General features: G+C 41.1%; 15 protein-coding genes. 9 read left to right on the plus strand and 6 right to left on the minus strand.

Annotated features, from left to right (window positions below):
* Positions 1–140: 140 nt before the first annotated feature.
* The 6 genes from ychF to lolB form a co-directional block, all read right to left on the minus strand.
* Complete coding sequence (gene ychF, locus ATS75_RS11445) at positions 141–1,232, minus strand: redox-regulated ATPase YchF (RefSeq protein ID WP_058560578.1); 1,092 nt, start codon at positions 1,230–1,232, stop codon at positions 141–143.
* 49 nt (positions 1,233–1,281) lie between these two features.
* Positions 1,282–1,866 carry an aminoacyl-tRNA hydrolase gene (gene pth, locus ATS75_RS11450; protein ID WP_058547453.1) on the minus strand — a complete coding sequence of 195 codons (585 nt, stop codon included), beginning with the start codon at positions 1,864–1,866 and terminating at the stop codon, positions 1,282–1,284.
* Between the two features lie 16 nt (positions 1,867–1,882).
* Positions 1,883–2,491 (minus strand): 50S ribosomal protein L25/general stress protein Ctc, encoded by a 609-nt coding sequence (locus tag ATS75_RS11455; RefSeq protein ID WP_058560579.1) that lies wholly within the window; start codon positions 2,489–2,491, stop codon positions 1,883–1,885.
* A gap of 150 nt (positions 2,492–2,641) precedes the next feature.
* Positions 2,642–3,589 (minus strand): ribose-phosphate pyrophosphokinase, encoded by a 948-nt coding sequence (locus ATS75_RS11460; protein WP_058560580.1) that lies wholly within the window; start codon positions 3,587–3,589, stop codon positions 2,642–2,644.
* Positions 3,590–3,665: 76 nt separating this feature from the next.
* Positions 3,666–4,547, minus strand: coding sequence for a 4-(cytidine 5'-diphospho)-2-C-methyl-D-erythritol kinase (gene ispE / locus ATS75_RS11465; protein ID WP_058560581.1), 882 nt, complete (start codon positions 4,545–4,547; stop codon positions 3,666–3,668).
* Position 4,548: 1 nt separating this feature from the next.
* Positions 4,549–5,136: a lipoprotein insertase outer membrane protein LolB gene (gene lolB, locus ATS75_RS11470; RefSeq protein WP_082665468.1), complete on the minus strand. Its 588-nt coding sequence runs from the start codon at positions 5,134–5,136 to the stop codon at positions 4,549–4,551.
* Between the two features lie 83 nt (positions 5,137–5,219).
* Between lolB and hemA the strand changes: the two genes are divergently transcribed.
* From hemA to ATS75_RS11515, 9 genes are all read left to right on the plus strand, one after another.
* A complete protein-coding gene (gene hemA, locus ATS75_RS11475) occupies positions 5,220–6,476 on the plus strand; it encodes a glutamyl-tRNA reductase (protein WP_058560583.1) in 1,257 nt (418 codons plus the stop codon).
* A 7-nt stretch (positions 6,477–6,483) separates the two neighbouring features.
* Entirely contained in the window at positions 6,484–7,569 is a 1,086-nt protein-coding gene (prfA, locus tag ATS75_RS11480) for a peptide chain release factor 1 (RefSeq protein WP_058560584.1), read from the plus strand.
* Between the two features lie 2 nt (positions 7,570–7,571).
* On the plus strand, positions 7,572–8,414 hold the full coding sequence (prmC, locus tag ATS75_RS11485; RefSeq protein WP_058560585.1) for a peptide chain release factor N(5)-glutamine methyltransferase: 843 nt from the start codon (positions 7,572–7,574) through the stop codon (positions 8,412–8,414).
* A gap of 49 nt (positions 8,415–8,463) precedes the next feature.
* The gene (locus ATS75_RS11490; protein ID WP_235591173.1) at positions 8,464–10,005 is read left to right on the plus strand and encodes a DUF3369 domain-containing protein; all 1,542 of its coding nucleotides are present in this window, start codon (positions 8,464–8,466) and stop codon (positions 10,003–10,005) included.
* A gap of 51 nt (positions 10,006–10,056) precedes the next feature.
* Positions 10,057–10,431: a SirB2 family protein gene (locus ATS75_RS11495; RefSeq protein ID WP_058560587.1), complete on the plus strand. Its 375-nt coding sequence runs from the start codon at positions 10,057–10,059 to the stop codon at positions 10,429–10,431.
* Between the two features lie 112 nt (positions 10,432–10,543).
* Positions 10,544–11,371, plus strand: a complete 828-nt coding sequence (locus ATS75_RS11500) for a tetratricopeptide repeat protein (protein WP_058560588.1) — start codon at positions 10,544–10,546, stop codon at positions 11,369–11,371.
* A gap of 15 nt (positions 11,372–11,386) precedes the next feature.
* A complete protein-coding gene (locus ATS75_RS11505; RefSeq protein WP_058560589.1) occupies positions 11,387–12,640 on the plus strand; it encodes a DUF819 domain-containing protein in 1,254 nt (417 codons plus the stop codon).
* A 9-nt stretch (positions 12,641–12,649) separates the two neighbouring features.
* A complete protein-coding gene (gene kdsA / locus ATS75_RS11510) occupies positions 12,650–13,504 on the plus strand; it encodes a 3-deoxy-8-phosphooctulonate synthase (protein ID WP_058560590.1) in 855 nt (284 codons plus the stop codon).
* A gap of 119 nt (positions 13,505–13,623) precedes the next feature.
* Positions 13,624–14,520 (plus strand): transcriptional regulator GcvA, encoded by an 897-nt coding sequence (locus ATS75_RS11515; protein ID WP_058560591.1) that lies wholly within the window; start codon positions 13,624–13,626, stop codon positions 14,518–14,520.
* Position 14,521 lies beyond the last annotated feature (1 nt).

Consider the following 14,521-nt stretch of genomic DNA (forward strand, 5'->3'; position numbering starts at 1 on the left):
TAATAAAAATGGTGTTTTTTTGACTGCTTTTAGTTATTTGTTTTGAAGTGCATCATCTTCATTATAGAACACAAATAAAAAAGGCTCGAAAATTCGAGCCTTTAAAAATACGACCAAAACACATTTGGCAATAAGAAGAGCTATACGTTGAACAGGAAGTTCATTACATCGCCATCTTTAACTATGTACTCTTTACCTTCTTGGCGCATCTTACCAGCTTCTTTTGCACCATTTTCACCTTTACAGGCAATGTAGTCATTATAAGCAATAGTTTGCGCTCGAATAAAGCCGCGCTCAAAGTCTGTGTGGATCTTACCTGCAGCTTGTGGTGCAGTAGCACCGACAGGAATAGTCCATGCACGTACTTCTTTAACACCAGCAGTAAAGTAAGTTTGTAAGTGAAGTAATTCATAACCACCACGGATTACTAAATTAAGGCCAGGCTCTTCCAAACCAAGATCAGCCATAAACTCAAGCTTATCTTCTTCATCAAGCTCTGAAAGCTCAGACTCAATGGCTGCGCAAACAGGTACTACAACAGCATCTTCTGAAGCGGCAATCTCACGCACACGGTCAAGTAGTGGGTTATTTTCAAACCCATCTTCTGCTACGTTAGCGATGTACATTGTTGGTTTGATAGTCAAGAAGTTTACAGAACTAATGGCTGCTTTTTCTTCTTTAGTTAATGCTAATGAGCGAAGTGTTAGGCCTTCATCAAGGTGTGCTTTTACTTTTTCAAGTGCTGCATTTTGCTCTTTTGCGTCTTTGTCACCGCCTTTGGCTTTTTTAGCATTACGGAACATAGCTTTTTCAGCGCTATCCATGTCAGCGAGCACTAATTCGGTGTTGATTACGTCAATATCGTCAGCAGGGTCAATTGTACCCGCTACGTGAATTACGTTTTCGTCTTCAAAACAACGAACTACATGACCAATTGCATCCGTTTCACGAATGTTAGCTAAGAACTGGTTACCGAGACCTTCACCTTTTGATGCCCCTTTTACAAGGCCGGCAATATCAACAAACTCCATACTTGTAGTAAGAATACGTTGTGGATTTACAATTTTAGCGAGCTCGTCTAGGCGAGGATCTGGTACAGGTACCACACCTGTATTAGGCTCAATGGTACAAAAAGGAAAATTAGCGGCTTCAATACCCGCTTTTGTTAATGCATTGAAAAGTGTTGATTTACCGACATTTGGTAAACCGACGATGCCGCATTTGAAACCCATAGTAAGATACCTTATTTAGATTCGTTAAACCGATTTAATAACGTTGTTACTAGGGTTTAAACGAATGTAGTCTGTTTTGTGCTTTTAACACACCGTCTTTCGCAAGTATTTCCATACAGCGAACTGCTTCATCAACTGCAGCATCCATTTTTTCTTGGTCTTCTTTAGCTGCTTTTCCAAGCACCCAACCAGTCACCATCTCACGATGTCCAGGATGACCTACACCGATACGTAAACGCATGAAGTCTTTTTGATTTGCCATCTTTGCAATAATGTCTTTTAATCCATTATGCCCACCGTGTCCGCCACCTTTTTTTAATTTGGCAACGCCGGGATCGAGATCTAATTCATCGTGAGCTACTAAAATGTTCTCAACAGGAATTTTGAAAAAGTTGGCTAGACTACCGACCGCTTTACCGCTTAGATTCATATAAGTGGTGGGGATCAGTAATTTGAATTCTTGACCTTGGATGATCACTTTGCCAGTAAGGCCATGATACTTAGGGTCGTGTTTTAACGTGCAGTTATAGCGTGCAGCGAGTTGCTCAATGAACCAAGCACCTGCATTGTGGCGTGTATTTGCGTATTCGGGGCCTGGATTAGCCAGGCCCACAAGCATTTGAATAGAATTCAAGGTGCAAACCTAGAAATTATTCAGCAGCTGCTTCGTCTTCAACTGGCGCAGCTTTGTTAGCTTTGATAGTTACGATAGACTGATCGTGATCTTCGCCTTTCGCTAAATCTACAGATGAAACACCTGCAGGTAGTTTAACGTCAGAGATATGGATTGAATCACCAGCAACTAATTCAGAAACGTTAACTTCAACGAACTCAGGAAGTGCTTTTGGAAGACACGTGATTTCGATTTCAGTTAATTGGTGAACAACAGTGTTGCCCGCTTTAGTCACTACGTCTTCACCGATGAAGTGAACAGGTACTTTCGTGTGTAGTTTATGAGTAGCATCAACACGTTGGAAATCAAGGTGAGTAAGCTTTGGCTTGAATGGGTGACGTTGGATATCTTTTAAGATAGCTTCAACTGACTCGCCGCCAATGTTAAGCGTAAGAATGTGAGTGTAAAAACCTTCGCTTTCTTGTGCCTTGATCATGTCTTTATGAGCAAGAGTAAGTGCTACTGCTTCTTTATCTGCACCGTAAAGGATAGCAGGTACTTTGTCTTCGCGACGTAGGCGGCGGCTCGCACCAGTACCAGTTTCTACGCGAAGTTCAGCGTTATAAGTGTAAGTTGTATCAGACATAATGTCTCCAATAATTTAAAAGTGTAGGGCCTTTGCGACCAAGGTCCCTAGCCAAAAGGCGCGCTATCATACCACCACCTATTGACAAAAGAAACACAGGGTAAAAAAAAAGCGCCAAATAGGCGCTTCAATCACAATAAAGTATCGATATTAATGTTCAAACATCGCAGAGATAGACTCTTCATTGCTAATACGACGAATCGTTTCAGCGAGCATGTCTGCAAGTGTAAGTACCTTGATTTTTTCAATCGACTTTAATTCGTCAGATAATGGAATTGAATCGGTAACGATCACTTCGTCAATGACAGAGTTTCGGATGTTTTCTGCCGCTGCACCAGATAAAACAGGGTGTGTTGCATAGGCAAAAACACGTTTAGCACCATGTTCTTTTAATGCTTCAGCTGCTTTGCATAGTGTTCCGCCGGTGTCGATCATGTCATCAACAATAATACAGTCACGGCCTTCAACGTCACCGATAATGTGCATTACTTGAGAAACGTTTGCTTGAGGGCGACGTTTATCGATGATAGCAAGGTCAGTGTCATTAAGTAGTTTTGCAATAGCACGGGCACGAACGACACCACCAATATCAGGCGATACTACAACAACGTCATCAAACTGACGTTCTTTCATATCTTCTAATAAAACAGGGCTACCAAACACGTTATCAACTGGCACATCAAAGAAGCCTTGAATTTGCTCTGCGTGTAAATCAACAGTTAGAACACGGTCAACACCTACACTTGATAGGAAGTCAGCAACAACTTTTGCGGTAATTGGCACACGCGCAGAACGTACACGACGATCTTGACGAGAGTAACCAAAATAAGGAATGACGGCTGTAATACGACCTGCAGACGCACGACGTAATGCATCAACCATAACGATTAACTCCATTAAGTTATCGTTCGTAGGGGCACAGGTTGATTGCACAATAAAAACATCCGAGCCACGAACATTTTCATTAATTTGAACACTGATCTCACCGTCGCTAAAACGGCCAACAACAGCATCGCCAACTTCAATATATAAACGTTTTGCAACTTTTTGAGCTAACTCAGGTGTTGCGTTACCAGCGAAGAGCTTCATGTCAGGCACGGTAGGGTTCCTCAGGCACTGAAATTTGGGACTAACAAATGAGACAAAAGCGCCATTTGTTAACTTAAATTGTATTTTACTTGTACGTTACTTGATTGCTTAAATGAACTGCGTTCAACTGCATATGGGCAGGAGAGGTATTAACGCTTCGGGCAATAAAACCATTCCAATCACTCGGAAGATTTTCAAGAACATGATGTGCTTCTGTTTGCGTAGCAAATTCCACAAAACAACATGACCCTGTGCCAGTCATCTTAGACGGTGCGTATTTTAGCAACCACTGGAGGGTTTTTTCAACCTCAGGACAGAGCTTTTTAACTAATGGCTCACAATCGTTGCGTAAAAGGTGCTGTTGCCAATCACTTTTGAGCTTGGGTGTATCTCGTGTTAAATCGGGATGTGTAAAAATCTTAGCGGTACTTACATGTTCACTTGGGTGAACAACACAATACCACTTTTGCTCAAGCTCAACATCGACCAGCTTCTCACCAATCCCTTGCGCTAGGGCACTTTTACCGTTTATAAATACGGGTACATCTGCACCGAGTTGAATACCTAGTTTGGCAAGTTCTTGCAAAGTGAGCTGGCAATTCCATAACTTATTAAGCCCTAAAAGTGTTGTTGCAGCATCAGAGGAACCTCCACCAACTCCTCCGCCCATGGGCAAGATTTTTGTTAAATTTATTTTCGCACCCCAGGCTGTTTTTGTATGCTTTTGCAGTAATACAGCTGCTTTGTAGATTAAATTTTCTGTTAAAGGGATATTATTTGTATCACCTGTTAGCTCAATGTCGGATGTGCTTAAACGAGTAAATGCTAAATTGTCACCGTAATCTAAAAAAGTAAAAAGAGTTTCGAGTTCATGATAGCCATCATCGCGACGACCATTTATGTGTAAAAATAAATTGAGTTTAGCTGGCGCAATAAGTGAAAATTGTGCGTGAGAATCTAACGTCATGTTAATTAAAATGCCATCGGTAAAGTTGAATTTTAAGTTTAATTTTTTTGTGTTTTAGTGTCAGCTTTTTTGGTAGCCAATACCCCGCGTATTGTTGATAGTCGCCATAGGTAATCTCCCATTTTTGACCGTTCTTTGATTGCCACGTGACGATTTGCGCTCGACCTAATTCATCAACGCGCAGCGTATCGTTTGTGACCGTCCCTTTTAACCAATTATCGGCATCCTCTATCGGGATAGTAAAGCCGGTTAATTGTTGCAGTAAACGCGATGCACTAGCGTCTTGGTACATTTCATTGTCAAATTCGAGCTTTGCATTGTGTTCATCATGCGCTAATTCGAGTATTCGAATCCCCAAAAATGTAGTGAGTACTAATTGATTTAAATCCCCTTGTTGTTGCCAGTTTAAGTTTGCAGACTGGCGTTCATCAGGGCTAATAAAGGCCAATTTACCTTCTACTTTCCATGTCTCTTGTGTTGATAATTTTACTTTCCAGTTATCATATAGGCGTGTTTGAGGGTCAATTCTATGCGCGCAACCACTTAAAAATAAAAAAAATGTGAGTAAAATCAAATATAGTCGAATCAAATGTCGTTCCTTACTTTCCATATTCCGCTGATTTTTGATAAAATTATTGCCTTTCGAGCATCGCTTAGCAATATTTGGCACATATGACCATAGTAGCACTGGGTATTAATCATAAAACCGCATCTGTAGAACTGCGTGAAAAGGTCGCTTTTTCACCAGAGCAACTTTCAGAAGCCTTACAGCAATTGAGTGATCATGATCAGTTCAATGAAGCCGTTATTGTTTCAACCTGTAACCGAACTGAAATCTATTGTAGCCTTGCCCAGCAAAATTCCCAAATACTCTTGCAATGGCTTGCTAGTTTCCATGGGTTAGATGAACATGAACTGAGCAAAAATGTGTATTGCTACCAACATGAACAAGCAATCAACCATTTAATGCGCGTTGCGTGTGGTTTGGATTCGCTTGTTTTAGGCGAACCTCAAATTTTAGGGCAAATTAAGCAAGCCTATAATAGTGCTAAAAACCATAACTCAGTTAATTTAATATTCGATCGGTTATTTCAAAAAACGTTTTCAGTGGCTAAGCAAGTGCGAACTGAGACTGAGATTGGTGCCAGCGCGGTATCTGTTGCTTATGCCGCAGTAAACTTAGCGAAGCATATTTACGGAAAACTCGACAAAACAAAAGTTTTATTAATAGGGGCAGGGGAGACAATTGAGCTTGTAGCTAAACACTTATACCAAAATGAACCTCAGCAAATTACGGTTGCCAACCGAACAATTGAAAGAGCTCGTTCGTTAGCACAAGAGGTATCGGCCAATGTGATAGCGTTAGCACAGTTACCTGAGCGCTTATATCAAGCTGATATCGTAATTAGTTCGACGGCCAGTACTTTGCCTATAATTGGTAAGGGTGTGGTTGAACAGGCACTTAAGCAACGTCGAAACAAGCCTATGTTATTTATTGATATTGCCGTGCCTCGAGACATCGAGAGTCAAGTAGGTGAGTTAGATGCTGCGTATTTATATTCCGTTGATGACTTACAAGCCATTGTGAGCGAGAATATCGCATCACGTGAGCAGGCGGCCGAAGAAGCACAAGGTATTATCCGTTATCGCAGTGCTGAATTTGTGATGTGGATGCGTTCATTGGATTCTGTTGATTTGATTCGCAGTTACCGCCAAGACGTTCATGATATTAAGTCTGAACTGGTTGATAAAGCTGTAAGCCAATTGTCGACTGGAAAAGACGCAGAAAAAGTAATTTTAGAGCTGGCCAACAAGTTAACCAACCGCTTAATGCACGCACCTACCCGTGCAATCCAAGATGCGGCCAAAAAAGGTGAAGTTGACCAGTTAAGCCAATTGAAGAAAATGTTAGGTATAGACCAGGAATAGCCGTTACATGAAAGAGTCCGTTTATCGTAAATTAGAAACTTTAGTAGAGCGTTATGAAGAAGTTCAGGCACTACTGAGTGACCCATCTGTTATCAGCGACCAAAATCGCTTTCGTGCTCTTTCAAAAGAATATTCAGAGCTTGAAGAAATCGTAAAAGCATTTTTATCGTATCAGCAATCACAAGATGATGTAGCTACGGCTGAGGAAATGCTGAAAGATTCAGATCCAGAAATGCGTGAAATGGCGCAAGAAGAATATAAAGAAGCAAAAGCACAAATTCAAATCATTGAAGACCAAATTCAAGTGTTAATGTTGCCAAAAGATCCACGTGATAATAATAATGTGTTTCTTGAAGTGCGTGCAGGTACAGGTGGTGATGAAGCCGCGATTTTTGCTGGCGACTTATTCCGTATGTACACACGCTATGCTGAAACTAAAAAATGGAAAGTTGAGGTTGTGAGCACTAATGAAGGTGAACACGGCGGCTACAAAGAAGTGATTGCTAACATTAGCGGTGAAGGTGTTTACGGACAATTGAAATTCGAATCCGGTGCGCATCGTGTTCAACGCGTACCTGAAACGGAGTCTCAAGGGCGTGTTCATACATCTGCATGTACCGTGGCGGTAATGGCTGAAGTACCCGAAGCTGAAGCGATTGAAATTAACACTGCAGACATCAAGGTTGATACGTTTCGTGCATCGGGAGCCGGTGGTCAGCATGTTAATAAAACAGACTCAGCGATACGTATCACGCATATACCAACAGGTGTAGTGGTGGAGTGTCAAGATGAGCGTTCGCAGCATAAAAACCGCGCGAAAGCGATGTCAGTACTTGCAGCACGCCTACAACAAGCTGAAGATGAAAAACGCCATGCAGCAGAAGCCTCTGAACGTCGTAATCTCGTCGGTAGTGGTGACCGTTCAGAACGTATTCGTACGTACAATTATCCTCAGGGGCGTATTACCGATCACCGTATTAACTTAACACTTTATCGCTTAAATGAAGTCGTTGCGGGTGATTTAGGCTGTGTTGTTGAGCCTTTGATGCAAGAACATCAAGCTGATTTACTTGCTGCTATGGGTGATGAGTAACGGTGGCAGACACGGTTGAATCGGCCATTCAAAGTGCAGCTTTGCTTTTGGAAAGTAGCACAGACAGCGCTAAGCTTGATGCACAAGTTTTGTTGCTTGAAGTGCTAAATAAACCACGAAGTTACTTGTTCAGTTGGCCAGAAAAACAATTAACTGAACAACAAAAAGCGTTATATGATAGCTATTGTCAGCGGCGTTTAAATGGTGAGCCGGTTGCGCATATCACAGGCACAAGAGAGTTTTGGAGTTTATCGTTACAGGTTAACGCTACAACACTCATACCTCGTCCAGATACCGAAACGCTAGTCGAAACGGCACTCGGACTTCCGCTTTGCGATAAGGCGACAGTTCTTGATCTAGGCACTGGCACGGGGGCAATCGCGCTGGCATTAGCATCAGAACAACCCCATTGGCGAATAACAGGGGTTGACCGAATAGCCGAAGCAGTTGCATTATCAACATTGAACAAACAAAGACTAGGCTTACAGCACGTTAATTTTTTACAGAGTAATTGGTTTAGCGAAGTTGAAAATCAAAAGTTTGATCTCATCGTGAGTAATCCGCCTTATATTGAACATGATGATGAGCACCTCGGTCAAGGCGACGTTCGTTTTGAACCGCTTTCTGCTTTGGTAGCAGAAGATGATGGTATGGCTGACATAAAGCATATCATTACTCAGGCAAGGGATTATTTATCGCCAGATGGCTATCTTTTGATAGAGCATGGTTTTGAACAAAGCATTAAAGTGCATCGTTTTTTTGCACAAATGGCATATATAAATATACTTACAGTTAAAGATTTAGCAGATAACGATCGTGTAACATTCGCTCAGTGGCCAAAATAACCAAAACAGCACTGTTGAGAATCTATGCAAATGGCCAAAAGGACCGAGTATGATGGATGATTTTTTGTTTTCAGATGAAGCGCATGAAGAAGTCAATGATGTGGTTCGCGGTACATGGAAAGTGGTCATTGTTGATGACGAACCAGAAGTACACGCCGTCACAAAGCTTGCATTAAGTGACTTTGAGTTCCAAGACAAGCATTTGGAGTTTATCAGTGCTTATTCAGGCGCTGAAGCAAAAAATATTATTGACGCTAATCCCGACGCGGCCATTGTACTACTTGATGTCGTAATGGAAACGGATGATGCCGGTCTTAAAGTCGCGCAATATATTAGAGAAACAGCAAAAAATAATCACATCAGAATCATCCTACGTACTGGTCAGCCAGGTCAAGCACCTGAAAGGCAAGTTATTGTTAATTATGATATTAATGATTACAAGTCAAAAACCGAGTTAACAGCGCAAAAGTTATTTACTGTTGTCATGTCGAGTTTACGATCATACCGCGACATCTTGTCAATTGAACAATCTCGTCAAGGCCTAGAAAAAATAATTAAAGCGTCACGTGATATTTTTTCTGCGCATTCACTAGAAAGCTTCATTGAAGGCGTTATGCAGCAGTTAACGTCTTTATTGGGGACCGTGGATAAAGCTATGTACGCAACAAGTTTAGTTGCAAGCAATCCAGAGGATAATCGAAAAAAGTTAGTGGTCTTTTCTGGTAGTGGTGACTTTGAACGAAGTGAAGGTAAAGCGATTGAAGAGGTTTTAGATAGTGAGCAGTTACTAGCGTGTAAGCAGGCGTTACAAGGTAAAACAATCGTTTATAAAGATAATTATTTGTTTGCTTATTGTTGCAGTGAATATAACCATAATTCAATGCTATTTATTTCAGGTATACCGCAATACCTAACAGACACACAGCGCCATTTAATTGAAATTTTTTCGCAAAATGTGCAGCTCGCGTATGAAAATGTACAACTACAAGCTGAAATTGAAGCCACTCAGCAAGAGCTTGTCTATCGGTTAAGTGAAGCATTAGAGCAGCGTTCTACAGAAACAGGTAATCACGTTAAACGTGTATCTCATATTTGTAACTTGTTAGCACTGAAATACGGCTTATCAAAACGTGATGCGGAGCTGATTCGATTAGCATCACCACTGCATGATGTGGGCAAGGTAGGTATCCCCGACGCTATCTTGAATAAACCAGGAAAGCTTAATAGTGAAGAATGGGAAGTAATGAAAACCCATACGCAAAAGGGAAATAAAATACTCGAAGGTTCAAACCGTGACATTGTAACTGCCGGTGCCGAAATAGCACGTGATCACCATGAAAAATGGGATGGTACAGGCTATCCACAAGGTATATCAGGTGAGCGTATTCATATTTTTGGTCGTATTGTTGCTTTGGCTGACGTTTATGACGCATTACGCCATAAACGCTGCTACAAAGAAGCGTGGTCAGTAGAGGATGTTGTTAATGAAATAAACTCTCAAAAGGGCAAACACTTTGAACCTAAGTTAGTGGATGTATTTAACGATCAAATCGATGATTTAGAAAAGATTCTTGCACTATACCCAGACTAAATTTGTTTGGGTATATACGCCGTCATTTTAACAAGAGATAAATAGGACACCATGGATTATTTAGCAGTAAAGCACACACATATGGCAATCGCTGTATTGAGTATTATATTATTTTATGTTCGTTCATTTTCGCGTATGGGCAGTGGCTCAATTGCAAAAAATAAAATCGTTTTTATTGGCAGTCATGCCACAGACACATTTTTACTGATATCTGCCATTGCAGTGATGGCTATGGCAAAGATGAATCCATTTGAACAAATGTGGTTACTTGAGAAAATCATTTTAGTGGTCGCTTACATTGCCTTAGGTATTATTGCGAGCAAACAAAAAGCGATGATTGTTAAAGTCATTTTTTTGGTTGTAACAACCGTTGTCATTGCATTAATTGGTAAGCTTGCTGTAACCAAAACAGCGCTGATTATCTAATAATGCCGCTCAAAGGTAAATCTTCATACCTTTGAGCGATATTCACGTTGGTAACTGGTTTAAAAACTAGGTAAACTAACCCCTAGTTTTAATAAAAGATGTTGTAGTATTGATGACCGCTCCTTGGTTTGAAGATGAAAATGAGACCTACCAAAATGAACCTTACGATGAATTTGTACCCGATTCCCTATACCGCTGTATAAGCGCAGAATCACAATGGGATCCACAAGCTAAGATAAGTGAAGGTTTTGCTACGCTCAGTGAGTTTGAAAACTTAGTAATGGATGTTTGTCAGCAACAAGACGATATTCATGAACGCCTAGATACCCTATTAGATATGTTTTACACTCAATGGATGTTTAGCGTATCGAGCTTAAAAGTCCCTGAATACACACTTAATAGTTTCAGCTATACATTATCAATGCGAAGCGGATCCCCTACCACGCTGGGTATTTTATTATGCCACCTTTTATGTCACGCTAATTATGATGCCAGTGTTTGCATCTCTAATAGTGATGTGAATGTTCATGTCGCTATTAGTGACGAGGAGGGCTATGTTTTAGAGCCCAGCAGTGGACAACAGAGTTGGTATATCATTCCTGAGAATGCAAGTGAAGAAAACGGTGATGAGCAAGAGCCATTGGAACTTATTTTTGGTGATGATGTATATAAACTTTATTTGGCTCAGCAAAAGTGGGCATTTATAAGTGAAAATAAATTTGGTCACGCATTAACATGTGTTGAGTTATTGATGGATTTACTTGGCAACGACCCTTATGAACGCAGAGATCGTGGATATTTACTCAATCAATTAGATTGTCCAAAAATGGCCCGAGATGATCTACAGTTTTTTATTGATGAATGCCCTGATGATCCAGCAATTGAGATTATTCAGCACCAAATAGAAGAACTCGAAGATAACAACATAACTCACCACTAATTTAAAGGAACTAACATGGCTGACACCCATACAGCATTAATCACTAATGATGCCGTTGTATTTGGCTTATTGGCGATAATACTTGGCTTTATTTTTAAAACATCCCACAGTGAGAATGGTTCGCTGAAGAAGTTTTACAAATATGTCCCGGCGTTATTGTTATGCTACTTTTTACCTTCATTACTTAATACCTTTGGTATTGTTGACGGACATTCATCGAATGTTTATTACGTCGCTTCACGTTATTTATTGCCTGCGTGTTTAATTTTGTTAACGATCAGTATTGACCTACGTGCCATTATTAATCTGGGACCTAAGGCATTGATTATGTTTTTAACAGGGACAGTGGGTATTGTAATTGGTGGACCTTTAGCTATTTTAATTATGAGTGCCGTATATCCTGAAGCGGTTGGGGGACATGGGCCCGATGCCGTGTGGCGTGGTATGACAACGATTGCAGGCAGCTGGATTGGCGGCGGTGCAAACCAAGCATCCATGAAAGAGATGTTTGAGGTAGGCGGCGATATATTTTCTGCAATGGTTACCGTTGATGTGATTGTTGCTAATCTATGGATGGCTGTGTTGCTGTTGATGGCTGCTAACCACAAAGCAATCGATGCGAGAACTGGGGCTGACACTAGCGCCATTGAAGAATTAAAATTACGTGTGGAAAAGTACCATGCTGAACATGCCCGCATGCCAACCCTCAATGATTACATGATGATAATCGCGATTGCGTTTGGTATCACTGGATTGGCTCATTTTTGTGCTGACTTTTTAGGGCCTTATTTTGGTGCTAACTTCCCGTGGGCGCAAGAGTATAGTCTTAATAGCAAATTCTTTTGGTTGATTGTCATCTCAACCACGATTGGCATTTCTTTATCATTCACACGTGTTCGTCATATTGAGGCATTTGGCGCTTCAAAAGTTGCTTCTAGTTTTTTGTATATTCTTGTTGCGTCAATTGGTTTGCACATGAATATTACGGCTATCCTAGAGTCACCAATGTATTTTGTTATCGGGTTGATTTGGATGCTCACTCACGCAAGCTTAATGCTTATTGTAGCTAAAATAATTAAAGCCCCTCTATTTTATATGGCTGTTGGTTCGCAGGCTAATGTAGGTGGCGCAGCATCAGCGCCGGTTGTCGCATCGGCATTTCATCCATCCTTAGCACCTGTTGGCGTTTTATTAGCAGTAATGGGGTATGGTGTGGGGACTTACATGGCGTATATTTGTGGATTAATGATGCAAGCTGTTGCACCTTAAGGATTGAAAATGAATAATCATTTAATAAAAATTAATGACATTGAACTGGCTAACGACAAGCCATTTGTATTATTTGGTGGTATGAATGTGCTTGAGTCACGCGATTTGGCAATGCGTATCGCTGAGCACTATGTTGAAGTTACCACAAAACTTAATATTCCTTATGTATTTAAGGCCTCATTTGATAAAGCTAATCGCTCGTCAATCAACTCTTACCGCGGACCAGGTATGGAAGAGGGTTTAAAGATATTTGAAGAGATAAAAAAGACTTTTAATGTACCACTTATCACTGATATACATGAGCCGCATCAAGCAGCCCCAGTTGCTGAAGTGGTTGATGTAATTCAGTTACCTGCATTCTTAGCTCGCCAAACTGACTTAGTCGTTGCAATGGCAAAAACAGGTGCCGTGATCAATGTTAAAAAACCGCAATTTTTAGCCCCCCACGAAATGCGCCATATCATTACTAAATTTAATGACGCGGGTAACAATAATGTTGCGCTATGTGAACGTGGTTCAAGCTTTGGTTATAATAACCTGGTTGTTGATATGCTTGGTATGGATGACATGAAACCAATGGCTCCGGTCATTTTTGACGCAACCCATGCATTACAACGCCCAGGTGGCCGTGCAGATTCAGCTGATGGACGCCGCGCTCAAGCAGCAGAACTTGCACGAAGTGGAATGGCTCTTGGTTTAGCGGGGTTATTTATTGAAGCGCACCCGAACCCAAATGAAGCAAAATGTGATGGCCCATGTGCGCTAGCATTAAGTAAGTTAGAAGGTTACTTGAGTCAAATGAAAGCGGTTGATGATTTGATTAAAAGCTTCGCACCGCTGGATACCAGTGCCAGTGACTTATAATCACAAAGGATAAGATGAAAAGCGACGTAGGTCGCTTTTTTTGTGTCTTGAATATACACATCCGTAGCATGTGTATATAATCTTACTCATAAGAAAAACTAATTCTAAGAGTAGTTGCTATGTCTCGACGTGTCCCGCCATTAAATGCGCTCAAAGCATTTGAAGCCGCCGCCCGTCATTTGAGTTTTACCAAAGCGGCTGAAGAGCTTTATGTAACTCAAGCCGCGGTGAGCCATCAAATCAAAACACTTGAAGAACACCTTGGTTTAAAACTGTTTTTGCGTAAAAACCGCTCGTTGTTATTGACCGAGGAAGGGCAGGGTTACTTTTTAGATATAAAAGAAATTTTCACGCAGTTAATTGATGCCACAGAAAAGCTACTTGCTCGCGGTGCAAAAGGTTCTTTGACCGTAAGCTTAACCCCTAGCTTTGCCATTCAGTGGTTAGTGCCCAGACTCAGTTTATTTAATGAGTTACACCCTGAGATTGATGTACGAATAAAGGCGCAAGACCAAGACGAGAACTCGCTCTCTGATGATGTTGATGTGGCTATTTATTATGGCCGTGGTCATTGGAGTGGAGTGCAAACACATAAACTACACACCGAATACCTGGTGCCCTTATGTAGCCCTATGTTGCTAACAGGGTCTAAACCTCTTGATCAACCAAGCGATTTAGCTAATCACACATTGTTGCATGATACTACGCGGAAAAACTGGAAAACCTGGATGAAAACCGCCGGTGTTCGCAATGTACACGTGAACCAAGGGCCTATATTCAGCCATTCATCTATGGTTCTACAGGCAGCCGTCCATGGTCAAGGTGTGGCAATTGGTAATAGTGTTTTAGCAAAACCAGATATTGACGCCGGACGTTTGGTGATCCCCTTTAGCCATAGCCTAGAAAGTAAAAATGCCTACTACTTGGTTAACCGTGAATCACAATCAGAGCTGGGTAAAATAGTTTCCTTTAAAGAATGGATGCTAGGATTAGTAGAGCAAGAACAAGAGTTTTAAA

Source organism: Pseudoalteromonas sp. H105 (assembly GCF_001469215.1).
GTDB lineage: Bacteria > Pseudomonadota > Gammaproteobacteria > Enterobacterales > Alteromonadaceae > Pseudoalteromonas.